The sequence below is a fragment of the Streptomyces sp. NPDC041122 genome, assembly GCF_055592445.1.
On the sequence record NZ_JBVIYQ010000002.1, the window covers coordinates 920,525 to 941,712 of the forward strand.

The 21,188-nt window shown below is 71.1% G+C and carries 20 protein-coding genes and 1 pseudogene; 10 read left to right on the forward strand and 11 right to left on the reverse strand.

Features of this window, described 5'->3' with window-relative positions; genetic code table 11:
- Positions 1 to 192 precede the first annotated feature (192 nt).
- On the forward strand, positions 193 to 912 hold the full coding sequence (locus ACZ6B8_RS10305) for a class I SAM-dependent methyltransferase (RefSeq protein WP_471606914.1): 720 nt from the start codon (positions 193 to 195) through the stop codon (positions 910 to 912).
- A 92-nt stretch (positions 913 to 1,004) separates the two neighbouring features.
- Here the strand turns inward: ACZ6B8_RS10305 and ACZ6B8_RS10310 are convergent, their stop codons facing one another.
- The gene (locus ACZ6B8_RS10310) at positions 1,005 to 2,186 is read right to left on the reverse strand and encodes a 4-hydroxybenzoate 3-monooxygenase (protein ID WP_471606915.1); all 1,182 of its coding nucleotides are present in this window, start codon (positions 2,184 to 2,186) and stop codon (positions 1,005 to 1,007) included.
- 248 nt (positions 2,187 to 2,434) lie between these two features.
- Here ACZ6B8_RS10310 and ACZ6B8_RS10315 point away from each other — a divergent pair, with 248 nt between their 5' ends.
- Positions 2,435 to 2,989 (forward strand): TetR/AcrR family transcriptional regulator, encoded by a 555-nt coding sequence (locus ACZ6B8_RS10315; protein WP_471606916.1) that lies wholly within the window; start codon positions 2,435 to 2,437, stop codon positions 2,987 to 2,989.
- Between the two features lie 142 nt (positions 2,990 to 3,131).
- Here the strand turns inward: ACZ6B8_RS10315 and ACZ6B8_RS10320 are convergent, their stop codons facing one another.
- On the reverse strand, positions 3,132 to 4,010 hold the full coding sequence (locus ACZ6B8_RS10320) for a LysR family transcriptional regulator (protein WP_471606917.1): 879 nt from the start codon (positions 4,008 to 4,010) through the stop codon (positions 3,132 to 3,134).
- Between the two features lie 157 nt (positions 4,011 to 4,167).
- Here ACZ6B8_RS10320 and ACZ6B8_RS10325 point away from each other — a divergent pair, with 157 nt between their 5' ends.
- Positions 4,168 to 4,557, forward strand: coding sequence for a VOC family protein (locus ACZ6B8_RS10325; protein WP_471606918.1), 390 nt, complete (start codon positions 4,168 to 4,170; stop codon positions 4,555 to 4,557).
- Here the strand turns inward: ACZ6B8_RS10325 and ACZ6B8_RS10330 are convergent.
- From ACZ6B8_RS10330 to ACZ6B8_RS10340, 3 genes are all read right to left on the reverse strand, one after another.
- The gene (locus tag ACZ6B8_RS10330) at positions 4,497 to 5,336 is read right to left on the reverse strand and encodes an SDR family oxidoreductase (protein ID WP_471606919.1); all 840 of its coding nucleotides are present in this window, start codon (positions 5,334 to 5,336) and stop codon (positions 4,497 to 4,499) included. The genes ACZ6B8_RS10325 and ACZ6B8_RS10330 overlap by 61 nt on opposite strands.
- A 135-nt stretch (positions 5,337 to 5,471) precedes the next feature.
- Positions 5,472 to 7,541, reverse strand: coding sequence for an ABC transporter ATP-binding protein (locus ACZ6B8_RS10335; protein WP_471606920.1), 2,070 nt, complete (start codon positions 7,539 to 7,541; stop codon positions 5,472 to 5,474).
- A 1,104-nt stretch (positions 7,542 to 8,645) separates the two neighbouring features.
- Positions 8,646 to 9,404: a hypothetical protein gene (locus tag ACZ6B8_RS10340; protein ID WP_471606921.1), complete on the reverse strand. Its 759-nt coding sequence runs from the start codon at positions 9,402 to 9,404 to the stop codon at positions 8,646 to 8,648.
- 264 nt (positions 9,405 to 9,668) lie between these two features.
- Here ACZ6B8_RS10340 and ACZ6B8_RS10345 point away from each other — a divergent pair, with 264 nt between their 5' ends.
- Both ACZ6B8_RS10345 and ACZ6B8_RS10350 read left to right on the forward strand, forming a co-directional pair.
- A complete protein-coding gene (locus ACZ6B8_RS10345; RefSeq protein ID WP_471606922.1) occupies positions 9,669 to 10,247 on the forward strand; it encodes a barstar family protein in 579 nt (192 codons plus the stop codon).
- A 134-nt stretch (positions 10,248 to 10,381) separates the two neighbouring features.
- Positions 10,382 to 11,011 carry an HD domain-containing protein gene (locus ACZ6B8_RS10350; RefSeq protein WP_471606923.1) on the forward strand — a complete coding sequence of 210 codons (630 nt, stop codon included), beginning with the start codon at positions 10,382 to 10,384 and terminating at the stop codon, positions 11,009 to 11,011.
- Positions 11,012 to 11,096: 85 nt separating this feature from the next.
- Here ACZ6B8_RS10350 and ACZ6B8_RS10355 read toward each other — a convergent pair.
- Together ACZ6B8_RS10355 and ACZ6B8_RS10360 are read right to left on the reverse strand one after the other, a co-directional pair.
- Positions 11,097 to 11,298: pseudogene (locus ACZ6B8_RS10355) on the reverse strand (GNAT family N-acetyltransferase); the annotation flags it as partial.
- Between the two features lie 160 nt (positions 11,299 to 11,458).
- Complete coding sequence (locus ACZ6B8_RS10360; RefSeq protein WP_471606924.1) at positions 11,459 to 12,718, reverse strand: MFS transporter; 1,260 nt, start codon at positions 12,716 to 12,718, stop codon at positions 11,459 to 11,461.
- 38 nt (positions 12,719 to 12,756) lie between these two features.
- Between ACZ6B8_RS10360 and ACZ6B8_RS10365 the strand changes: the two genes are divergently transcribed.
- Together ACZ6B8_RS10365 and ACZ6B8_RS10370 are read left to right on the forward strand one after the other, a co-directional pair.
- Complete coding sequence (locus ACZ6B8_RS10365; RefSeq protein ID WP_471073338.1) at positions 12,757 to 13,359, forward strand: CGNR zinc finger domain-containing protein; 603 nt, start codon at positions 12,757 to 12,759, stop codon at positions 13,357 to 13,359.
- A 72-nt stretch (positions 13,360 to 13,431) separates the two neighbouring features.
- A complete protein-coding gene (locus tag ACZ6B8_RS10370; protein ID WP_471073335.1) occupies positions 13,432 to 13,926 on the forward strand; it encodes a hypothetical protein in 495 nt (164 codons plus the stop codon).
- A 284-nt stretch (positions 13,927 to 14,210) separates the two neighbouring features.
- Here ACZ6B8_RS10370 and ACZ6B8_RS10375 read toward each other — a convergent pair whose 3' ends face one another.
- A complete protein-coding gene (locus tag ACZ6B8_RS10375; protein WP_471606925.1) occupies positions 14,211 to 15,263 on the reverse strand; it encodes an NAD(P)/FAD-dependent oxidoreductase in 1,053 nt (350 codons plus the stop codon).
- Positions 15,264 to 15,544: 281 nt separating this feature from the next.
- On the opposite strand from ACZ6B8_RS10375, the gene ACZ6B8_RS10380 reads away from it, so the two are divergent.
- Complete coding sequence (locus ACZ6B8_RS10380) at positions 15,545 to 16,528, forward strand: RNA polymerase sigma-70 factor (RefSeq protein ID WP_471606926.1); 984 nt, start codon at positions 15,545 to 15,547, stop codon at positions 16,526 to 16,528.
- Positions 16,529 to 16,648: 120 nt separating this feature from the next.
- On the opposite strand, the gene ACZ6B8_RS10385 is transcribed toward ACZ6B8_RS10380, so the two are convergent.
- Positions 16,649 to 17,206, reverse strand: coding sequence for a CGNR zinc finger domain-containing protein (locus tag ACZ6B8_RS10385; RefSeq protein ID WP_471606927.1), 558 nt, complete (start codon positions 17,204 to 17,206; stop codon positions 16,649 to 16,651).
- Between the two features lie 144 nt (positions 17,207 to 17,350).
- Here ACZ6B8_RS10385 and ACZ6B8_RS10390 point away from each other — a divergent pair, with 144 nt between their 5' ends.
- Positions 17,351 to 18,217, forward strand: coding sequence for an alpha/beta fold hydrolase (locus tag ACZ6B8_RS10390; RefSeq protein ID WP_471606928.1), 867 nt, complete (start codon positions 17,351 to 17,353; stop codon positions 18,215 to 18,217).
- Between the two features lie 71 nt (positions 18,218 to 18,288).
- On the opposite strand, the gene ACZ6B8_RS10395 is transcribed toward ACZ6B8_RS10390, so the two are convergent.
- Complete coding sequence (locus ACZ6B8_RS10395; RefSeq protein WP_471606929.1) at positions 18,289 to 18,876, reverse strand: TetR/AcrR family transcriptional regulator; 588 nt, start codon at positions 18,874 to 18,876, stop codon at positions 18,289 to 18,291.
- 70 nt (positions 18,877 to 18,946) lie between these two features.
- Here ACZ6B8_RS10395 and ACZ6B8_RS10400 point away from each other — a divergent pair, with 70 nt between their 5' ends.
- On the forward strand, positions 18,947 to 19,840 hold the full coding sequence (locus tag ACZ6B8_RS10400) for an NADP-dependent oxidoreductase (protein ID WP_471606930.1): 894 nt from the start codon (positions 18,947 to 18,949) through the stop codon (positions 19,838 to 19,840).
- Positions 19,841 to 19,950: 110 nt separating this feature from the next.
- On the opposite strand, the gene mmsB is transcribed toward ACZ6B8_RS10400, so the two are convergent.
- Positions 19,951 to 21,183 (reverse strand): multiple monosaccharide ABC transporter permease, encoded by a 1,233-nt coding sequence (mmsB, locus tag ACZ6B8_RS10405; protein ID WP_471606931.1) that lies wholly within the window; start codon positions 21,181 to 21,183, stop codon positions 19,951 to 19,953.
- Positions 21,184 to 21,188 lie beyond the last annotated feature (5 nt).

Consider the following 21,188-nt stretch of genomic DNA (forward strand, 5'->3'; position numbering starts at 1 on the left):
GCAGGGGTGAGCGCCCGTACCAGCCGTACCGCTCGTATCGCTTGCTCCCGGGAGCGGGCGCGCGCCCGGCGGGAGCGAATCGAATGACCGGTGAAGGTAGTGCGCGGGTGTCTTGTCCGTGCGCCCGGGGCGCGGTAGACCGATCTTGTCGCCGGCTTCGGCGGCCGTCGTCGCATCCCGGGGAGCACGGACATGAGCATCACGAGTCGGTACAGGGAGGCCTGGGAGGGGTTCTGGCGGGAGGCCTCCGACGAGCCGGGCGCCGTCTTCTGGGACGCCGAACCCGCCCTCACCGCGAGCCTCCATCTCGCCCTCTTCGAACCGCACATCACAGCCGTCGGCCTGCCCGTCGTCGACCTGGGCTGCGGCAACGGCACCCAGACGCGGTTCCTCGCCGACCGGTTTCCGCGCGTCCTCGGGGTCGACCTCTCGGCGGCCGCCCTCGACCACGCCCGGCGCGCGGACCCGGCCGGCCAGGTCGACTTCCGGCAGCTCGACGTGGTCGAGCAGAGCGAGGCCGAGCAACTGCACGCGGAGATCGGCGACGTGAACATCTATATGCGAGGCGTGCTGCACCAGTGCGAGCCCGATGACCGGCAGCCGCTCCTGGACGGCATCGCCACACTGCTCGGCGAGCGGGGCCGCGCGTTCCTCGTCGAACTGTCGGAGGCGGCGCGTCCGGTGCTGATGGAGCTGTTGCAGGGCCCCGCGGGGCCGCCGCCGAAGCTGGCGCCGGTCTTCGCGCACGGCCTCGCACCCGCCGAAATCGTGGACGACGTGGTGGCGGGGCACGTCGAGGCGGCCGGGCTGCGGATCATCGACTCGGACGACCTCCCGCTGGCCAGTACGGAGTTCACGCCGGACGGCACACGCATCGAACTGCCCGCGCGGTGGCTGGTGTTGGGTCGCTGAAGTTGCCGGTGGCCGTGGACCGGCTCGTCGGAGGCTGCGGGCCCGGTTGCTCAGGCCCGCGAACTCTGCTTGCTCGGCCGGGAGGCGGGGGCTCAGTTCAGGCCGGTGAGGAACTCGCCGAAGAGCCGGTTGGCGGTCTCGGAGTCGTAGAGGCGTTCGAGCTCGGCGCGTGCGAGGCTGCGCCGGAATTCGCCGTGGTAGGAGACGTCTCCCGCGTCGTGCATGAGGTCGGTGAACCATGCGGCGTACGCCTGGTAGTTCCACACGTGCTTCAGGCAGGTGGCGGAGTACGCCTCCAGCGGGCCCGCGTCCTGCTCCCTGACCTGTTTCAGGACGGCCGTGGCGAACACGTCGGCGTCGTGCAGGGCCAGGTTCATGCCCTTGGCGCTCATGGGCGGCACGATGTGCGCGGCGTCACCGAGCAGGTACAGGCGGCCGTGGCTCATCGGGGCGTGGACCACGCTGCGCAGCGGCACCACCGTCTTGCCGGTGATGGGCCCCTTCGCGGTGACCGGTTCGCCGAGGCGTGCCTCGATCTCTTCCCAGATCCGGTCGTCCGGCCACTCCTCGACGGCAGTGTCCAGCGGGCACTGGAGGTAGAAGCGGCTGGCCCGGGGTCCGCGGGCGAACTGGCCGGCGAATCCCCGGTCGTGGATCGCCATCATGGACTGGTGGTCGGCGGGGGCGTCGGCCAGTACGGTCAGCCAGGCGTACCCGTACTCGTGGGACTGGCGGGTGAGTACGTCGTCGGGGATGCTCGCGCGGCTGACGCCGTGGTCTCCGTCGCAGCCGGCGATGACGTCGCAGGTGAGGGTCCGCGTCACGCCCGTGCTGTCGCGGTAGCGCACCTGCGGCCGGGGGCCGGTGAGGTCCTCCAGTTCGACGTCCTCGGCCGCGAAGCGGAGGTCGCCGCCGTCGCTGACGAAGACGTCGATGAGGTTGCGCACGAGGACCTGCTGGGGGCAGAAGCGTCCGTCGACGTGGTCGTCGGTCACGTACCGGAAGGGCCGCGTCTCGCCGTCGACGCGGAAGTTCAGCACCGGCGCGAAGGGGGCGCCGTCGAGGACCCGGTCCGCCAGGCCCCACTCGCGGAACATGCGCGCGGCCCTGGGGTCGATGACCCCCGCGCGCTGGCGCTGCTCGACGTACTCGCGGCTGTGCCGCTCCAGCACCACGCAGTCGATCCCGCTGCGCAGGAGGAAGTTGCCGAGGGCGAGCCCGGCGACACCCGAGCCCACGATCACGACAGTGGTGTTCTCGTCCGTTATGGACATGGGGGTGCTCCTTGGTGTTTTCCGCCGCCCCCACGGAAGGGGGCCGGCCCGAAGGGAGGGGCGTCTTTCGCCTGGCAGGGCTGTGCGCTCATCGGCCCGACCTGTTCATGGCGATCCCGTTCCTGGCGATCGCCGGACATGGGGCGGCCCGCACTTTGGCGCAACGGGACGAGACCCCCTAGCCTTAAGCGAAGTCTCCACTACGCATCATACGTAGTGTCCACTACGTTTGTAAAAGGAGGTCGGGTATGCGCCGCGACGGAGCCGCCAACAGGGAGAAGGTCCTGCTGGCCGCCGAGCAGGTGTTCGCCGAGAAGGGGGCCGCCGCCTCCACCGACGAGGTCGCGCAGCGGGCCGGGGTCAGCATCGCCACCGTCTTCCGGAATTTCGCCACCAAGCAGGACCTCATCGAGGCCACCGCGTGCCGCTACCTGGAGAAGCTGACCGCCCAGGCGCCGGCGCTCGCCGAGAGCCAGGACCCCGGGGAGGCCTTCGCCTCCCTGATGAGGTCCCTCGCGGCGGCCGGGCGGGTGAAGATGACCCTGCTGGATCTGTTGCCCCCGCACGACGACGACGGCCAGGGCCTGTCCCGGCCGGTCACCGAGGCGGCCGACGCCTTCCGCGCGGCCCTCGACGGCGCCCTCCGCCGCGCCCAGGCCGCCGGCGCCGCGCGCCCCGACGTCACCGGCGACGATGTCTCCCTCCTCCTGCGCGCCCTCGCCTATGCGACGGACTTGAGCGAGGGCGAGGCACTCGACCGGGCCGTGGGTATCGTCCTCGACGGCCTCGGCGTACCGCGCTGACACCTGAGCTCTTCCGTCCGGCCCGGCCCACGAGCCCGGCCTGAGGGAGGGCCGCTCCAGCAACGCCGTACGGGATGGCGCCCCCGCGCCCCCGGGTGCGGCCTGACGCGTGCGTCGCCGTGCCCGGAAGCCGGCCGGACGGTCAGCCGTCCGACCGGGGGACGTCCAGCAGGGCGAGGAACGCTGCGGCCGCGGGGGAGGGGGTGAACCGGCTCCAGATGAGGCGCTCGACCCGGACCGGGCCGTTGCGCACCGGCACGACGCACAGACCGTGCAGCTCGGCGGCGAACGCCGCGGGCAGCAGCGCGATGCAGAGGCCCTGACGGACCAGCCGTGCCATGAGCTCGACGCCGGCCTCGAAGGCGACCTCGCGCCGCAGTCCGGCCGCGGCGAACGCGTCGTCCGACTGGGCGCGGGCGGCGGTGCCCGCGGCGAAGTCCACGAACTCCTCCTCGGCCAGCCGGGGCAGGCCCACCTCCGGCTGCCCGGCCAGGGGGTGGTCCGGGGCGACCACGGCGACGTGCGCGCCGTGCGCGAGCTGCAGGTCGTGGACCCCCTGCGGCCGGAAACCGGGCGGTACGCCGAGGAACGCCGCGTCCAACGCGCCCTCCCGCACCTGCTCGATGAGGCGCTCGCTGCCGGCAGTGCGCAGGCTGATCCGCACCTGGGGGTAGCGCAGCCGGTAGTCGCGCAGCACCGCCGGGAGGTCGACGGCGGCCACCGTGGGGATCGTGCCGACGGTCAGCCTGCCCCGTATCTCACCGGTGGCCGCGGCCACCTCCGCCCGGGCCCGCTCGGCGGCCTCCAGGGCCTGGCGGGCGGCGGGCAGGAACGCCTCCCCGGCGGGGGTCAGCCGCACGCGGCGGCTGGTGCGTTCGAAGAGCCGGGCGCCCAAGTCCTTCTCCAGCCGCGCCACTTGGTGGCTCAGCGCGGACTGGACGACGTGACACCGCTCGGCGGCGCGGGTGAAGTTCGCGGTCTCCGCCACCGCGACGACGTACCGCATCTGCTGGAGGTCCATTGATCCATCGTGAAACACGATGGATCACATGACAAGCATGTGTTGGACCGATCGATGACTGTTCGCCGATGCTGAACACGCCGGCCCGGCACCACCACGAGGGCCGCCCCGACACCACCCCGGGCGCCGCAGGCGCCCCGCACCCATGGAGACCCTCATGCGCGTGATCGCCTTCGACCACCTCGTCCTGAACGTCGCCGACGTCGAGCGTTCGCTCGCCTTCTACACCGGCCCGCTGGGCCTCGAACCGGTGCGGGTGGAGGAGTGGCGGGCCGGTCGGGTCCCCTTCCCGTCCGTGCGGGTCAGCCCCACCACGATCATCGACCTGACGACGGCCCCCGACGGGCAGTCCGGGGGCACCAACGTCGACCACATCTGCCTCGTGGTCGAGCCGCTCGACTGGCAGGAGGTCATCGACTCCGGTGACTTCACGGTGGTGGACGGCCCCGGCGAGCGCTTCGGGGCGCGGGGCACCGCACTCTCCCTCTACGTGCGGGACCCGGACGGCAACACGATCGAGCTGCGCTGGTACCCGCAGGACGCGTGAGGCGCGGCCGGCCCCGGCGAGTCGAGCCACTCCTGAAAGGTGGGGCCGGCGAGCCGGGCGTGGGGGCTCGGCAGCAGGGCGTCGTCGGCGATGTCGTCCGTACCGGGCAGGCCGGGATCGGCGACGCCCACCACCTTGACGCCCCGCCGCGCGCCGAGCAGCGCGGCCGCCTCGGAGAGGATCTCCCGACGCGGCCCGGCGATCTCGGGGAACGGGGCACCGGGAACCGCCCCGGCGGGCCCGTCGGAGTCGAGCGCCAGGTCGACCAGTGCCTGCGCCGCGGTGCGCGCGGCGACCAGCTGGCTCGGCCAGTTCGGGATGCGGGCCACGTCGCCCGGCTGCCAGTCCAGGAGCTGGCCCACGAACTCGTGGAACTGCGCGGCACGCAGGACGCGGACGGGGAGGCACCCGGCCAGGTGCGCCTTCTCGTGGACGTTCTTCGCGGCACCGAAGCCGCCGGTGGTGCGGTCGACGCCGATGATGGACGCCACCGCGATCCGGGCGACCCCGGCCCGGCGGCCCGCCTCGTGCAGATTGCGCGCCGACGCGCGGAAGAACTTCGTGGCCGCCTCCTCCTCGGAGGCGGGCCACGACGCGGCGTCGATCACGATGTCCACGCCGGCGAGGGCGTCGGCGAGCGGCGCGCCTCCGGCGACGATGTCCACGCCGGTGGCCCGGGACATCCGTACGACCTCATGGCCGCGCTCGACGAGGACGTCCACGATGTGGCGCCCGAGCCGCCCGGTCGCTCCGGCGACGGCCACCTTCTGCTTGCTCATCATCCGTACCCTTCCCTCCAAGTCGCCGCCCGCCACGGCACGTTCGGCCGCGCGGCGTCATGACGCACACGAGACGTCGACGTCCCGGACGCCGTGACGGCGCGACGCTGTGACAAAGCCCATCCGCCACGGCCGTCACGAACCGGGCACGACCGGCGTCCCGGGCGGGCGGTCCCGGCGGTCTTGGCGGCCCGGATCGGCCGGTGGGTCATGGGGGTCCGCGCCCGGCGGCGCGGCAGGAGGCGCGGGACGGGGGACGCCGGCGGTCGGCGCGTACTGGGCCGCCTGCGTCTCGAACATGTCGGCGTAGCGGCCGCGTGCGGCGATGAGTTCGTCGTGCGTGCCGTGTTCGGCGAGACGCCCCTGGTGGAGGACGTGGATGTGGTCGGCGTGCCGCACGCCGGACATGCGGTGGGTGACGAGGACGACGGCCCGGTGCGGTGAGGCGAGGCGCCGGATGCGGTCGAAGGCGGCGATCTCGGCCTCGGGGTCGAGTGCGGAGGTGGGTTCGTCGACGATGAGGACGTTGTCGTGCCGCGATGTCGAGCTGCGCCAGTGGGTACGGGCCAGCCCCACCTTCTGCCACTCGCCACCGGAGAGCTCGATGGCTCCGCGGAACATGCGGCCCAGCATGCTGTCCAGGCCGTTGGGAAGCTTGGCGGCCACGGACCCCGCCCCGGCGTAGCCGACGGACTCCTCCAGGTCGCGCCGCGAGGCGTCGTGGCCGGGCCGGCCGATACGGATGTTCATCGCGGCTGTCACCGGCCACCGCTGGAAGTCCTGGGTGAGCAGGGAGACGCGGTCGAAGACCTGGGACCGGTCGAGGCCCGTGACGTCGGCCTCGCCCCATCGCACGGTCCCGTCGTGGGGGAGCAGGAGGCCGGAGAGGACCTTCATGAGCGTGCTCTTGCCCGAGCCGTTCTCACCCACGACGGCGGTCACCGACCCCATGGGGAAGGCGAGCGACACATCGTCCAGAGCCGGTGCGCCGCGGTCGGGATACCGGTAGGTGACGTGCTCCAGGGAGACCTGTCCGACCAGGTCGGGGACCGGATCGCCGGACCGGGGGATGGCATGCTGCGCGGCCTCGACGAGGAAGCGCCCGTGATCCCGTACGTAGAGGGACTCCTCGTGCAGCTGGTTCACCGTCATCACCAGGGCGCCCAGGCTCGCCGACCCGGTCCGTACCGCGATCACGGCGGTGCCGGCGACGGCCAGGCTCATGTGCCCCGCCATGATCAGCCAGATCATGGTCCCGTAGGTGGCGGCCATCGCAAGACCGGAGAGGGCGGAGGCGACCCACTCGGTGACGGCCTTGCTGGAGGCCAGACGCTCCTGCTCCGCCTCCGCGCTCGCGGCCATGCGCCGGTACCGGTCGAGGAGGAACGGGCCGACGGCGTGAATGCGTACCTCTTGCGCGGCCGTGCGATCGGTGAGGAGGTTGGCGATGAGGCGGCTGGCCCGCAAGTGCTCGATCCAGCTCATGACGGACACGTAGCGTTCCTGGGCCACCCGCATGGCGCCCCAGCCCCGCGGCGCCGCGATGACCAGCAGCATGGGTAACAGGGCGGGGTGCAGGACGGTCAGCACCCCGGCCGTGGCGATCAGCGAGATGGTGCTGTTCAACGCGGAGACGCAGGCGCCGATCATCCGGCGCGCGGAGGTGGGCCCGTACTGGGCGATGTCGATGAGGCGGCGGAAGGCGGGGTCCTCGATGGCCTCGAGTTCGACGCCGGTCGCCGCGGCGAGGTACTGGGTCGTGGCGATCCGCTCGACGAGCGGTTCGAGGCGTCCGGCGCGAGCGGTCGACCAGCCGGCCAGCGCCGAGTTCACGACGGCGACGCCCGCGGCGGCGAGCAGGCCCGGCAGGACGGCGTTCAGCCGGTCGGTTGCCTCTCCGGTCCCCAACAGGGCGTGCATCACGGCGTTGATGGCCAGCAGCCCCACCGCGGCGGCGACGCCCTGGCCGAGCTCGCTGACCGCCACCGCCACCAGCGCGCGGCGGTCCGCGCTCCAGGCCATCCGCAGGGTGACGCCGACGAGCCCGGGCATCTGCCGCAGTGCCGTTCGCATGGTCAAGTCCAGGCGCGCGTGCTCGTGTTGGGACCAGCCCTGGTCGTAGCGCAGGGGCCCGCCGAAGAGTTCGCGTTCCGCGTCGGAGACGTGGGGTTCGGCCATGCGGACCTTGCCGAAGAATCGCTTCATGCGACGCTGCCTTCCTGTGCCGGCCAGTCCAGAGACTCGCATGGGCGCAAGTGGCCGCCTACGAGAGTGAGTTGCTCCGAGTCGAAGCCCGGGTGGGGTTGGCGGCGCACGCGGAGGGCGGCGCCGTTGTGGCGCAGCAGGACCTGGGCGACGCCGGCGATGAGGGGAGACGGGAGACGTACGGAGTCCGTCATGCCAGGCACCTCGTATCCGGTCGTGCCCCGTCGGCGACAAGGCCCGCGTGGTCGGCGGCCGCATGGGCGGACAGAACCGAGGAAGCGGCGAGATTTTCGAACGCAGGATGAACGAATACAGGGCGGCGTACGGGATGCATGCGGACTCCTCGGGACGGCTGGGCGGACAGGTGATCGGGTAACAGGGCGCTCTCTGTCCCCGTCACGGGTGCACGGGGGCGAAATCTAGAACCCGATTTCGAAAACCTGAGACTCTCCGCGTCTGGTCCGGTGCGACATGCCGTGATGCTGTGTTCGATCACTCGTGTGGGTTCCGGTCCCTCCTCCGGGGGATTGCGGGGACGCCGCGGGGCGCGTGCGGCGACGCGGGTTCGAGTGAGGTGGGGCGTCGATGGGTTGCCCGGTTGCCGGTTGCCCTGTAACTGGTTGCCCAGCGCGGGCGGTGACTTGTCGGTCCCCCGCACATGTACACGGCTGGAGCCGTAGGCATTGTGGGGCGGGGGTGCCGAGGCACCGGCTCGGCGGCGAAGCCCTGCTCGGCCGAGCTCAACAGTCGTTACGAGGCGTCGGCGTAGGTGATGTGGGTGCCGCAGGCGGTGCAGCGAAAGAGCAGCGCGGTGGCGCCTTCGCCGAGGTGGGGGAGGAATCGTTCGAGTTGGTCGGCGTCGTGCCGGCCGCCGAGGCGCAGGTCCAGTCTGAGCTGGTCAAGGGGCCTCGGGGTGGGCCGACAGTTCGGTGTAGCCGACCTCGCCGACGAAGGCGGCCGCTTCGCGGCGGTGGGCAAGCCAGCGTGGGTCCTGTCTGCCAGGACTGGAAGCGGGGAGTGCGGCGGGTGACCTCGTGCAGGATCTCCTCGCTGATGCCCTTGAGGCCGTAGGAGTCCGTGAACTCGCTGGTGAGGCGTTCGGCGTCACTCCGAGAGCTTCGCGCTCTGCTCCTTGACGATCGGCTGCGCGATCTTCGCGTTGCCCGCGTACGACTGCAAGAACGCCGTGCCGTCCACAGCGAAGTAGACCGCGAGCGTGTCCCCATGGCGGGCCGCCAGCGTGCGCACCGTGTGGTTCCGGCCCTTGTACGGTGTCACGGCGTTGAAGGCCACCGACTCGTCGGCACCGGCCGGCGCTGGAACCTTTTCGGCGGTGATGGACGCGTACGGGTTCGTGTTCTTCCCCGCCTTGGCGGTGAAGCCGGCGCCGCAGGAGTCGACGGCCCGGGACAACTCGGCCAGGGCGCCCTTCGCCTTGCCGGCCGGGTACGAGGCAAGGGCCACGTACGTGAACGTGCCCCCGGCGCCGGTGGCGACGCGCGTGAGGTCGGCCCGCGGCGTGGCCAACGGGAACTGGCTCATCGCGTAGGCGAGCGGGGCACAGCCCGCCTTGTCGACCTTGATCTCGTCCCTGGACTTGGCGAACACGAACTCCGTCTGCGGCTTCTCGACCTTGAACCCCTTCACCTCGCTCTTGCCGAGGACGACCTTGTTCAGTTCGGCTGCCGGGTCCGCCTTCGGGCTGGGAGCCGTGGACGCCTTGGACTCGCCCTTGGCGTCCCCGCCCGGAGCATCGTCGCCGGACGAGCCCGACCCGCCGCAGGCGCTCAACGCCAGTGCGGAGACAAGAGCGAGAACGGGCGCGGTCAGGGCGGTGGTACGGGGGATACGGCTCCGCTGCACGGAAAGCTCCTGTCGTCGGGTCCTGCCCCGCCCCGCGAGCACGCGGGCCGGTGAGATGTGGTGCCAGTGACGGGTGAGATCACGCGCGCGGCACTCTACTGGGCGGTCGCGCGGCGTGCCGAGCCGGTACCGGGAGCCGGCCGACGGCTCCCCGCCCGGGCAGGGCGGAGGACGGTTGCCCGCTTTCGTTGACCTACTGACCGGCTCACCGAATCACCGGCTGACCGACCCGCCTCCGAGCCAAGCCGTGCAAGGATCTCGTCCATGACGACCGGGCCCCCCACCCTGACGGAACTCCGCTCTCCATGGGTCGTGTTCACCTCCGCTGCCGACCCGTGGCTGGCGTCGGAGACGGCCGCGCTGGTGCGGGGAAACGGTCTGGTCCTGCGGCTCGACGGCCGCGAGATGGCCGATCCGGTGGCCGTATTCCGTACCTTCGCCCGGGGGCTGTCCTTCCCCGGCTATTTCGGCCACAACTGGGACGCGCTCGTGGACTGCCTCCACGACTGGCACGGTCCCGGCCACGGGAACCAGGGCCTCGCGATTCTGATCGAGCACGCGGACGACCTGCTGGAGGCGGACTTCCTCGGGCTGTTCGTGTCGGTTCTCGCCCAGGCGGCCTGGCACTCCAACCTCCGCCTGGACGCCGACGGGGAGCTCGACGAGTGGCGGCGGCGTACGGCCCAGCATTTCGTCTTCCTCCTGGACCACACCGCTCCCGCCGTGTTCACCGAGCGGGTGGCCCGCGGGCCGGACGTGGTGGCGGCGCTTTCGGACGGCCGTCTGCTCGCCACTCTGACCGACATCGACTGGCCCGGCGGGGAGCCTGCCCCCTCCTCGTGACGGCTGCGCCGGCCCATGGCCCGTGCGTCGGCGCCCCGGGCCCCGGATGCCACGATGAACGCATGAGCCGTGAACGCATGAGTCATGAACCCATGAGCCATGAACGTATGAGTCATGAACGCCGGAGCCCACTCGTGGAGAAGACGCCCTTCCCCGACGATCTCGACGAAAGGCTGCGCGCCCAACTCACCTTCCTCGTGGAGGTGGACCAGCTGAAGACCATCCTCCGCCAGTCGCCCCTCGCCGCGACGAACCGCCGCGAGAACGACGCGGAGCACTCGTGGCACCTGGCGATGATGGTCACGGTCCTCGCCGAACACTCCGACCGGCCCATCGACGTGGGCCACACCATTCAGCTCGTCCTGGTGCACGACCTCGTGGAGATCTACGCCGGGGACACCCCGCTGTACGACGCTGCCGCGGGCACCGACCAGCGGGAGCGGGAAGTCGCCGCGGCCGATGAGCTCTTCGACCTGCTCCCGCCGGACCAGGCACGGCGCATGCGGGCACTCTGGGACGAATTCGAGGAACGCCGTACTCCCGAAGCGGTATTCGCCAAGGCCATGGACCGGCTCCAGCCACTGCTCCTCAACTGGATGGCACGCGGCGGTACGTGGCGTACCCCGGGTGTCACCGCCGACGATGTCCGAGCCCGCAAGGCGGTGATCGGGGACGCGTCCTCCTCACTGTGGGAGGCAGGGCGACGCCTCATCGACGAGGGCGAGGCACGAGGGTGGGCGAGGAGCGCGGAGCCCATGGAGTGACGTGACGTGTGGCGGGGGACCCCCGCGGAGTCGAGCAGGGTGGCGGGCCGGCCTCAGCGCTCAGGTGCTCAGGGTCCGAGTCCGGGTCCGTTGCCAGGCGGGCGTGGAGTTCCACGTCGAAGCGGGCACCGTCGTACTCGAGCTTCTGCCGTTGCCGCCCTTCCACCGCGAAGCCGGCGGCACGGGGCCACCCGGCAGGAGGCCGTCGCCGTCGTCCAGTACGACACCCATCCGGTGGCGTGGCGGCGATCGACCGGGCCGACCCGTACCTGGCCGAGAACAAGGCCCCCGTCACTGTTTCTGAGAGTGCCACTGCTACCGCCCGGTTTCCCCAGCAGTTCCCTCCGCCACCGCTATCCCCGGAGGCGTTTTCCGGGAGGTGCACGAGCCGTGACGTAGCCACGATGGGGCGGGGGACCGCGCTGATGCACCGTCATAAAGCGTCCCTTACAGGCTCTTCGGGCCGATCTGATCGGCCGACGCCGACGCCGACGCCGACGCCGACGCCGACGCCGACGCCGACGGCACGGCGAAGAAGCCCAGCGCCGCGACGACCGCCACGCCCGTCGCGGTCACCAGCGCGCCCGCAAGGGAGCACGTCGCGACCGGTCCGGCGACCGCCGCTCCCAGGGCGAACCCCGTGATCTTCAAGCTTGCACCGGTGGTGAAAATCTGCCCGCGCAGGTGTTCAGGGGCTTCCCGATGGCGGACTGCGAACAATGCGGCCAGTTGGGGGCCTTCACCGAGCCCGGCGACGAGTACGGCCGCGATGAGCGCGGCCGCCTGAGCCCGTGGGGCCCAGGCGCGCCATGCGGCCCACACGGCCAAGGCCGACGCGGCGGCCTGGACAAGGGCGCCTGCCCAGATGACCGTGTCGGGGGCGACCAGATGTGGAAACCGCGCGAGTACGGCGTTGGCCAGCAGGGCGGAGACCGCCGCACAGGAGAGGAGCAGCGCGCCGCGGCCCGCTCCGCCCAGGACGCGCTCGCCCAGAAGCGGAACGCAGGCCATGAGGATGCCCTGGCCAACGCAGGAAAGCACCGAGATGAGGGTCGCTCGGGCCAACGACGGCCGGTTGACGAGCACCCGCAAACCGGCGGCGAGATCGCCGGCCACCGAGGTCGGCTGAGCGCCCCGCACCCGGCCGGGACGTGCGGGCAGCATCCATGCGGCGGGCAGTGCGAGGCCGATGAGTGCCGCGGAGAGCACCACGGCCGCCGGTGCCCCGAGCGTCTCCGCCACGCCGCCGGCGAAAGCCGGACCTGCCAGAGCGGCCATGCCGAACGTCATGGCATCGAGAGAGTTTGCCCGGGGCAGGCGGTCTTCCCGCACCACGCGAGGCAGTTGGGCCGTCCATCCGCCCGACAGGGCAGGCCCCAGCAGGCCCGCCACCGCAGCGATCAAGACGGTGACACCGAACGGCAGCCGGCCCAGTCCCACGAGGATCATCCCCAGCCCGGCCGCGTAGAGGGCGAGGGCCACGGACAGCAGACGTCCCGGCCGTGGAGCCCTGTCGAGGAGCGCTCCGAGCACCGGCCCACCCGCTGCGGCAGAGACGGTGATGCCGGCGAGCAGCGAGGACGCCTCGGCGGCCGATCCGGTCAGAGCGAATGCCGCCAGCATCAGCGCCGGCCCCGACATCTCGTCGCCCGCACGAGCCGCCGCTGCTCCAGCGAGATAGAAGCGGAGTGAGTAACGCTTTGTCATCGACAGGACGTTACGGAGGTAACTCAAAAAGTAGCAAGATGCGTTACATTCCGCAGGTGTCCTCCCATCACGTGCCCTTCGCCGGCGACGACTGGTCCACCCGGCACTCCGTGCTGACCACGGCCCGGCGCACCGCCGACATGATCAACGTCCTTGCCGGCGAGCATCCTGACCCGACCGCCGTGGCCGAGGTGCTCCGCGCTTACGGTGAGACCGGCCCTGTCGACCTCACGACGCGGGACGTCGCCGGGATGCGCGAAGCCGCTGTCCTGCTGCGACAGGTCTTCGCGGCCGAGGATGTGGACGACGCCGCGGTCACCCTCAACGGCCTCCTCGAGGGCCACACCGGGCGGCTCCGGCTGACGTCACACTGCGGCGACAGCCCCTGGCATCCCCACCTCGACCACGACGACGACGCCCCTTGGGGCGAGTGGCTCCTCGCCTCCTCCTGCATGGCCCTGACCGTCCTCGTCTGGGACCGCCAGCGCACGCCCGGCAGGATCTGCGCGTCGACCAGCTGCGAGAACGTCTTCATCGCCCAGGGAAGCGGCCAGGAACGCCGCTACTGCTCCCGCCGATGCGCCACCCGCGAACGAGTCGCCGCCCATCGAAACGCCCGCTCCACCCGAGCCGTCGAATGAAACCGAGCGGGACACCCGAAGCTCAGTCCCAGGTCAGGGGCTGTCGGCTCACAGCCACGCGAGAATGAGTGGATGTATTGCCTACAGGCGGCCATCGCCACCGAAACCGTGCTCCGCGAGTTGGCCGACTCCATCACCGCTGCGCGCATCGTTCCCCTTGGTCAACACCTCTGGCTCTTGCCGGTGACCGGCGTGCTGTCCGCCACTGTGGCGACCGCCGGAGCACCCGAACTCGACGGAAGGACGCCGGCAGGTCTCGACCGTCTGCTGACGGCGTGCTCGGAGACAGGCCCGGTGGCCTATGTCGAGGCCGAGTATTTCGGCGGGGCGGGAATCCAGACCGCGCAGGTCTGGGACGGCGGGATGGTGGTCCTCGGCCCCTTGCATCTGGCCGAAGGGGTCCCGTCGCCGACAAGCGGCACTCCGATCTCTCAGGCGCTGCGGCAACTCGGCGTCGCCAGGGGTAAGCATGTCGACGAATTCTCCGCGATCGGACTCGGCCGGCACCGCGATACGGAGGGTTGGTTGGCTTTTCCTCAAGAACCGGAACCTGTCGAAACCGGATGAGTCCGCCACTTGATTGGGTGCAGGGGCGGAGGCTGCCGAGATGACCGGATTGAGTTTTGCGGGTTCGGTGCGCATCTGCTGCGGCAGGTACATCAGTTGGGCTCTGCTGCTCCGCTGAGCGCGTCTCTGGGTGGCCGAGCGAGTGATGGGTCAGGCGTCGGCAGACGTTGGCGGAGACGTTCCGGGTATTGGGGACCACTCCAGTGTCTTTAGCCTGCGGTCGGCTGCCGTGACGCAGGTGCTGGGGAGAAGTCGGGGGGCATTGCCGTCGTCGTGCAGCGGTGTCAGTGGATGCGGGGGCGGCAGCGCTTCAGCTCGGGGGCTGGTCTCTTGGTCAGGAGTTCGTCTGCGATGAGCCGGCCGACCGTGGGTGCCAGGCAGATGGCGGAGTGCATCACGGCGACGTAGACGGAGCGATCGCGCGTTGCGTATCCGATGACGGGCCCGTGCGCGGGCATGGGGCGTCTGACGGTGCGGTGGCCCAGCAGGCGGCACTGATCCGTTCCTTGAAAGGCCGTCTTCAGGCGGTGGAACGCGTGTTGAGCGGCCCGTTCTCGTGAGGCTGAACCTGCGGTGTGCGGCACGACCAGCAGGAGGTGACCGTCCCGTACTTCCCTGACCTCGAAATCAGGCCTTGCGACGATGGTCTTGACCAGGCCGGGTGGTGCTGTGACGCGCGCGAGCGTGGCGGGGGAGGCCGCCACGGCCAGGTCGGCCGCGAGCGGCTCGCAGAGCTGCGCGACGCCGGTGCCGGCCGTGAGCACCACGGTGGAGGCGGCGTAGCGCCCGGTCGGGGTCAGCACTCCCTCGACCCGCCCATGGGGCATGTGCAAGGAGGTGACCTCGGTGTCGTAGCGCACCTTCGCTCCGTGGGTGACGGTGGCGGCAACGAGCGCACGGGTCAGGGCCGTTGGGTCGACACCCGCGTCGCTCGGGGTGTGGATGGCTTGCTGGGGCGGGTGTCGGAGGTTCGGCTCCAGGGCCGTGATGTCGCTGCCGCCGATGAGGATCTGGCCGGGGCCGGGCTCGGGGCCTGGCTCGCGGCGAGGGGCCTCAGCCGGTGTGCCGGTCCAGGAGAGTGATCCGGTGCGGCGGAGGGTGGTGTGCGGCAATTCGGCCGCCAGGCGTTGGTGGTCCGTCAAGACGTACTCGCGCAGGTCTTGTGCTCCGCCGGGCCAGTCGGCCTTGGAGTCGCCGATCCAGGCGAAGGAGTCCCCCGTGACGCCGGAGGCAGGTGCGGGTCCTTGCTCCAGCAGCGTGACCGGCACGCCCCTGCGGGCCAGGTGGTAGGCCACGGACGAGCCGACGATTCCTGCACCTACGACAACGGCTGACATGAGGCCCTTCGCGGCGTGAGTTCCTTCTCCGTGGGTCGATAGATCGACAGGTCGATGGGGGGCGGGGTGGTGAGATGACGGACTTTCAGGCTGTGGCGGCATCCGTAGCACCACAGTTCAGGTACAGGCCGAGACGGCACAACGGAATTCTCGTACGCCGCCGAGAGGGCGCGACGGAGCGACGCTGTGACGCAGGCCATCTGCCACGGCTGTTATGAACGGGCGGGTGCCGGCGTCCCGTGCAGGGAGCAACCCGGAGACGAAGAAGAGGGGAGAGGGGAATGAGCGAAGCCAGCAAACGACCTGACGACGCGGCCGCGTCGGGAGGCCGTGCCCGCCCGGATGCGCCCGCCGACTTCGCGGGTCCCGCCAGCTCCAGCTTCGCGGGGCCCGCCACAGAGGTCTTCCTCGCCCACCGCAGCCTGCTGTTCACCGTCGCCTACGAGATGCTCGGCTCGGCCGCGGACGCCGAGGACGTCCTGCAGGAGGCCTGGCTGCGGTGGGCGGGCGTCGACCTCGCCGCCGTGCGGCAGCACCGTGCGTACCTGGTACGGATCGTCACGCGGCTGTCCCTGGACCGGCTGCGCACGCTCGGCAGGCGCAAGGAGTCCTACGTCGGGCCGTGGTTGCCCGAGCCGTTGCTGACCGGGCCCGACGTCGCCGAGGACGTGGAGCTCGCCGAGAGCGTCTCGATGGCGATGCTGCTGGTCCTGGAGACGCTCGCACCGACCGAACGTGCGGTGTTCGTACTGCGCGAGGTGTTCGCCCTGGACTACGGGGAGATCGCCGAGGCCGTCGGCAAGACGGAGAGCGCGGTACGGCAGATCGCCTACCGGGCCCGTGCGCACGTCGCGGCGCGCCGCCCGCGCGGCACCGTCTCCGCGACGCAGAGCCGGGCCGCGCTGCGGGCCTTTCAACGCGCGGTGGAGACAGGTGACGTGCAGAGCCTGGTCGACGTCCTTGCCCCAGATGTCGTCGCCTTGAGCGATGGCGGCGGCGTCCGGCACGCCCTGCTGCGACCGGTGGTCGGCGCGGCCCGGCTGATGCGTCTGCTGGCCGCCGGCCGCTGGAGGCGCGGCGCCGCGGCGACGGTGGAGCCGGCGCAGGTCAACGGCGCGCCGGGACTGCTCGTCCGGGTCGACGGAAAGATCGACGCGGTGGTGGCGGTCCAGATCGACGACGGCCTGATCACGGGGCTGTACGGCGTACGCAACCCGGGAAAGCTGGCCCGCGCGGAACGGGAAACCACGGTCAGCCGCTGCTGAACCTGCAAGCCCGGAGGCCCGGAGGCCGGATGCCCGGAAGTCCGGTAAGCCGGTACCCCGACAGCCGGAACTCGACAGACCCGGCGGCTTGTTCAGCGGGACCCCGGGGTTTCCTGCGCATCACTCGGCCCCCGAAGCCTCCCGGGCCCGGGCCTGGTGGCGGCGGGCCTTCAGGCGGTTTCCGCAGGTCTTCATGGAGCACCAGCGTGCGGTGTTGGCGCGGCTGCGGTCCAGGAGGAACAGGCGGCACTCGGGGTTCCCGCACGGCCGCAGCCGGCCCGGCATGCGCTCTCTGACGTCCGCCCACGCCAGGACGAGTTCCACGGCGAGCCTGCGTTCCCGGGGTGCCTCCAGATGCCACTCGACGCCCGTGGCCGTAGGCCTCGGGACCTTGCGGACGCCCGCGAGTACGCGCCGCAGACCTGCCTCCGCCGCCGCGCCCGAAGACTCCGTCCGCTCCGGAGCCCCCTCCGCCGCGTCCCCCGAATCCCACTCCGCCGCTTGGAGCGCGTCCCGCGCCGCCCGCAGCCAGCGGCGCTCCTCGGCCTCGTCGCCGAGCCCGCCGTGTTCTCCCGCCCATCTGTCCAGCTCACGGTCGTCCTGCCAGCGGTCCTGACGGCGGCCGTCCACCACGGGCGTGCTGTTCAGCGCCTCCATCAGGGCTTGGTCGTCCACCATGTCCCTCACTTTCCTCACCCTCACCTTCCGTACCGTGCGTCCCCGACTCCCCGCATAACCCTATTGAGTCCATTGACAGGTTAGCTCAGCGAGGGGTCTACTGGTGGCGAGTGTAACCGCCACAACGGTTCGAAGGGGTTAGTCATGGGTGAGATCCGTCATCACAGCACCACCGTGCGAGGGCGCCGCGTCTTCTACCGCGAGGCGGGTGACCCCGAGGCGCCCGTCCTCGTGCTCCTGCACGGGTTCCCCTCCAGCTCGCGCATGTTCCGCCGGCTGATTCCCGCGCTGGCCGACCGGTTCCGCGTCATCGCCCCCGACCACCTCGGCTTCGGCAACTCCGACACCCCGGCCGTGGACGAGTTCACCTACACCTTCGACGCCCTCACCGACATCACCGAGGCGCTCCTCGCCCAACTCGGCGTCAGCCGCTACGCCGTGTACGTCCAGGACTACGGCGCCCCCATCGGCTGGCGGCTCGCACTGCGCGCCCCCGGTGCGATCACCGCGGTGATCACGCAGAACGGCAACGCCTACGAGGACGGCTTCGTACCGGAGTTCTGGAAGCCCGTGAGGGAGTACTGGGAGGATCCCGGCCCCCGGACCGAGCCCGGCGTCCGCGCCGCTCTCTCGCTCGACGCCATCCGCTGGCAGTACCTGCACGGCGTGGAGCGGCCGGAGTTGGTCGATCCCGACACCTGGGCCGCGGACCACCGCGAGGTCAACCGGCCGGGCGTCGACCTCGTCCAGCTCGCCCTGTTCCGCGACTACGCCACCAATCCGCCCCTCTACCCCCAGGTGCACGCCTACTTCCGGGAGAGTCAGGTGCCGTTGCTCGCGGTGTGGGGCGCGGGTGACGAGATCTTCGGTCCGGACGGCGCACGCGCCTTCGCCAGGGATCTGCCGGACGCGGAGATCCACCTGGTCCCCGACGGCGGGCACTTCCTGCTGGAGAGTCATCTCGACACGGTGGCCGGGTATGTGCGCGAGTTCCTGACCCGACAGGCGTGACTCCGGCAGGCGTGACCCCTACGGGCGTTACCCCGACGTGCGTTACCCCGACGGGTGGCAGATGAACGGAGTCACCCGATCCGGACCGCCTCCCACGCCGCCTCGATCATCCGGAAGATCTCGTCCACCGCGGCGTCCGGATCGGCCGACTCGCGGGCCAGGGAGAACGCGTCGATCGCGAACCGGGCGATGGTCCGGCAGGCCGTCGGCGTCGCGCCCGGCGGCAGGTTCGGGTCGGCGGCGACGGCCGCGGCGAGGGACTCCGCGTGGCGCACCCGCATCGACGCCTCGTACTCCCGCAGCGCGGGGGAGGCGTCGATCATGCGCCAGAGCGGGGCCGAGCCGTCCGCCGTGCAGTGCCGCACGAGGGCCTGGATCTCGTGGCGCAGCGCGGGGACGAGCGGCTCGTCCGGCGCGCGCTCGGTGACCGCCCGCGCGAGGCGCCGCTCGAAGTCCTGGTCCTGCTCGAAGACCAGGGCCTCTTTGGCCGCGAAGTGGGAGAAGACCGTGGTGACGGCCACGTCGGCCTCGGCGGCCACGTCGCGGATGCCCACCTCGTCGTAGCCACGCTCCAGGAAGAGCCGCAGGGCGGTGTCGGCGATCTTCTGGCGGGTCGCGGCCTTCTTGCGCTCGCGGCGCCCGGACTGCTGCACGGTCATTCCCGGATGCTAACAGATGCAAAGTCATAACAAGTATAAAAAGCTAACCGTTAGTGTTAGGTTCGTCGGCATGAAGAAAGTGAGCTTCGCCGAGTTCGGCGGTCCGGACGTCCTGCACCTCATCGACGCCGAGGAGCCCCACGCGGGCCCCGGCCGGATACGCGTCGCCGTACGGGCGGCGGGAGTGAACCCCGTCGACTGGCGGGTCCGCGAGGGCCAGGTCCTGTCGGCCCACCCGACCCGGCTCCCGTCCGGGGTCGGTCTTGACGCCGCCGGGGTGGTGGACGAGGTGGGTGAGGGGGTCGACGGGGTCGAGGTCGGTGACCGCGTGTTCGGCGAAGGGGCGAGCACCTACGCCGAGTTCGCCGTGCTCTCGGCCTGGGCCCGGATGCCCGCGGGGCTGTCGTTCGAAGAGGCGGCCGGCTATCCCTCGGTGGTGGAGACCGCGCTGCGCGTCATCCGTGAGGTCGGGGTGCGTCCCGGGCAGACGTTGCTGGTCAGCGGCGCGTCCGGGGGTGTCGGGTCGGCGGTGCTGCAGGTGGCCCGGCACCGCGGCATCAAAGTGATCGGCACGGCGGGCGCCGCCAACCAGGACTACCTGCGGAGCCTGGGCGCGCTCGCCACGACGTACGGTGCGGGCTGGGTGGAGCGGGTACGGCAGCTCGGCCCCGTCGACGGGGCGCTCGACCTGGCCGGGTCGGGCGTGATCCGCGAACTCGTCGAACTGACCGGGGATCCGCGGAAGGTGGTCTCCATCGCCGACCTCGGCGCACCGGAGTTCGGCGTGCGGTTCTCCGGCGCGGCGGGCAGCGTGCCGGATGCGCTCGCCAAGGCGGTCGACCTCATCGAGAAGGGCGAGCTGCACATCCCGGTCGAGAAGTCGTACCGGCTGGCGGAGGCCGCGGCGGCGCACGTCGACAGCCAGGCCGGGCATACGCGGGGGCGGCGGGTGATCGTCGTCTAGCGCCGCGTCCCGTCGGGGTCGTACCCCCGTCCCCCCCCGTACCCCCGTACCCCGCCAGAGCCGCCTCCCGGCGGGAGCGACGCCCGCGCCCGCCGGGGGAGCGACGCCCGCTACCGGCCCACCTTCCGCTTGTTCCAGACGTCGAAGCCGACCGCCGCGAGCAGCACCAGCCCCTTGATGACCTGCTGGTAGTCCGTGCCGATGCCGACGAGCGACATGCCGTTGTTGAGGACGCCGAGAACCAGGCCGCCGATGACCGCGCCCATCACCGTGCCGACGCCGCCGCTCATCGACGCGCCGCCGATGAACGAGGCCGCGATGGCCTCCAGTTCGAAGTTCAGGCCCGCCTGGGGGGTGCCCGCGTTGAGCCGGGCCGCGTACACACAGCCCGCGAGCGCCGCGAGGACGCCCATGTTGACGAAGACCAGGAAGGTGACCCGCTTGTCCTTGACGCCCGAGAGGATCGCGGCGGCCTTGTTGCCGCCGAGCGCGTACACGTGCCGCCCGACGACGGCGTTGCGCATCACATGGCCGAGGCCGAGCAGCAGCCCGCACATGATCAGCATGACGACCGGAACCCCGTGGAAACTCGCCAGCGTCAGCGTGAAGGCGACCACCGCGGCCGTCATCGCCACACACTTCGCCGCCCACAGACCGGCCGGAAGGACCTCCAGGTCGTAGGCCGACTGGCGCTTGCGGTCCCGCCATTCGCGCAGCAGCAGGAAGGCGACGGTGGCGAGGCCGAGGACGAGCGTGGGGTTGTGGTACTGCGTGTACGGGCCCAGCTCCGGGATGAAGCCCTTGGCGATGTTCTGGAACCCCTCCGGGAAGGGGGCCAACGACTGGCCCTCCAGGACGATCTGCGTCAGACCGCGGAAGAGCAGCATGCCGGCCAGCGTCACGATGAACGACGGGATGCCGACGTACGCGATGAAGAAGCCCTGCCACGCGCCCGCGACCGCCCCGATCAGCAGCGAGAGGACGAGCGCGAGCACCCACGGCATGTCGTGTCTGACCATCATCACCGCCGACATGGCGCCGACGAAGGCGACCAGCGAGCCCACGGACAGGTCGATGTGGCCGGCGATGATGACGATCATCATGCCGATGGCCAGGATGAGGATGTAGCCGTTCTGCTGGATCAGGTTGGAGACGTTGTTCGGCAGCAGCAGCGTGCCGTCCGTCCAGATCTGGAACAGCACGACGATGAAGGCCAGCGCGACGAGCATGCCGTACTGACGCATGTTGGAGCGCACGCTCCGGATCAGCAGCGCGCCGGCCGACGGGGTGGCGGGCGCGGGCCCGGTGGACGGGTCCCGCGGGGGAGTGGTCGTAGTGGTCATGGCGG

Excerpts from the sequence above, each read along its gene's own strand:
- ACZ6B8_RS10305 (WP_471606914.1), top strand. The coding sequence starts at position 193 with ATGAGCATCACGAGTCGGTACAGGGAGGCCTGGGAGGGGTTCTGGCGG.
- ACZ6B8_RS10310 (WP_471606915.1), bottom strand. The coding sequence starts at position 2,186 with ATGTCCATAACGGACGAGAACACCACTGTCGTGATCGTGGGCTCGGGT.
- ACZ6B8_RS10315 (WP_471606916.1), top strand. The coding sequence starts at position 2,435 with ATGCGCCGCGACGGAGCCGCCAACAGGGAGAAGGTCCTGCTGGCCGCC.
- ACZ6B8_RS10320 (WP_471606917.1), bottom strand. The coding sequence starts at position 4,010 with ATGGACCTCCAGCAGATGCGGTACGTCGTCGCGGTGGCGGAGACCGCG.
- ACZ6B8_RS10325 (WP_471606918.1), top strand. The coding sequence starts at position 4,168 with ATGCGCGTGATCGCCTTCGACCACCTCGTCCTGAACGTCGCCGACGTC.
- ACZ6B8_RS10330 (WP_471606919.1), bottom strand. The coding sequence starts at position 5,336 with ATGAGCAAGCAGAAGGTGGCCGTCGCCGGAGCGACCGGGCGGCTCGGG.
- ACZ6B8_RS10335 (WP_471606920.1), bottom strand. The coding sequence starts at position 7,541 with ATGAAGCGATTCTTCGGCAAGGTCCGCATGGCCGAACCCCACGTCTCC.
- ACZ6B8_RS10345 (WP_471606922.1), top strand. The coding sequence starts at position 9,669 with ATGACGACCGGGCCCCCCACCCTGACGGAACTCCGCTCTCCATGGGTC.
- ACZ6B8_RS10360 (WP_471606924.1), bottom strand. The coding sequence starts at position 12,718 with ATGACAAAGCGTTACTCACTCCGCTTCTATCTCGCTGGAGCAGCGGCG.
- ACZ6B8_RS10365 (WP_471073338.1), top strand. The coding sequence starts at position 12,757 with ATGCGTTACATTCCGCAGGTGTCCTCCCATCACGTGCCCTTCGCCGGC.
- ACZ6B8_RS10370 (WP_471073335.1), top strand. The coding sequence starts at position 13,432 with ATGTATTGCCTACAGGCGGCCATCGCCACCGAAACCGTGCTCCGCGAG.
- ACZ6B8_RS10375 (WP_471606925.1), bottom strand. The coding sequence starts at position 15,263 with ATGTCAGCCGTTGTCGTAGGTGCAGGAATCGTCGGCTCGTCCGTGGCC.
- ACZ6B8_RS10380 (WP_471606926.1), top strand. The coding sequence starts at position 15,545 with ATGAGCGAAGCCAGCAAACGACCTGACGACGCGGCCGCGTCGGGAGGC.
- ACZ6B8_RS10385 (WP_471606927.1), bottom strand. The coding sequence starts at position 17,206 with ATGGTGGACGACCAAGCCCTGATGGAGGCGCTGAACAGCACGCCCGTG.
- ACZ6B8_RS10390 (WP_471606928.1), top strand. The coding sequence starts at position 17,351 with ATGGGTGAGATCCGTCATCACAGCACCACCGTGCGAGGGCGCCGCGTC.
- ACZ6B8_RS10395 (WP_471606929.1), bottom strand. The coding sequence starts at position 18,876 with ATGACCGTGCAGCAGTCCGGGCGCCGCGAGCGCAAGAAGGCCGCGACC.
- ACZ6B8_RS10400 (WP_471606930.1), top strand. The coding sequence starts at position 18,947 with ATGAAGAAAGTGAGCTTCGCCGAGTTCGGCGGTCCGGACGTCCTGCAC.
- mmsB (WP_471606931.1), bottom strand. The coding sequence starts at position 21,183 with ATGACCACTACGACCACTCCCCCGCGGGACCCGTCCACCGGGCCCGCG.